General features: G+C 57.5%; 1 pseudogene. It reads left to right on the top strand.

From position 1 onward, the window contains the following. A pseudogene (locus RHEIN_RS18000) lies at positions 1-623 on the top strand (IS5-like element IS5 family transposase); the annotation flags it as partial.

Consider the following 623-nt stretch of genomic DNA (forward strand, 5'->3'; position numbering starts at 1 on the left):
TCTGTTTGCCCGGTTATCCCTGGATAGCGCCTTGCCGGACCGCACCACCATCATGAATTTCCGCCACCTGCTGGAGCAGCATCAACTGGCCCGCCAATTGTTCAAGACCATCAATCGCTGGCTGGCCGAAGCAGGCGTCATGATGACTCAAGGCACCTTGGTCGATGCCACCATCATTGAGGCACCCAGCTCGACCAAGAACAAAGAGCAGCAACGCGATCCGGAGATGCATCAGACCAAGAAAGGCAATCAGTGGCACTTTGGCATGAAGGCCCACATTGGTGTCGATGCCAAGAGTGGCCTGACCCACAGCCTGGTCACCACCGCGGCCAACGAGCATGACCTCAATCAGCTGGGTAATCTGCTGCATGGAGAGGAGCAATTTGTCTCAGCCGATGCCGGCTACCAAGGGGCGCCACAGCGCGAGGAGCTGGCCGAGGTGGATGTGGACTGGCTGATCGCCGAGCGCCCCGGCAAGGTAAGAACCTTGAAACAGCATCCACGCAAGAACAAAACGGCCATCAACATCGAATACATGAAAGCCAGCATCCGGGCCAGGGTGGAGCACCCATTTCGCATCATCAAGCGACAGTTCGGCTTCGTGAAAGCCAGATACGAAGGGG

This window comes from Rheinheimera sp. A13L (assembly GCF_000217935.1).
In the GTDB taxonomy this organism is placed as follows: domain Bacteria; phylum Pseudomonadota; class Gammaproteobacteria; order Enterobacterales; family Alteromonadaceae; genus Pararheinheimera.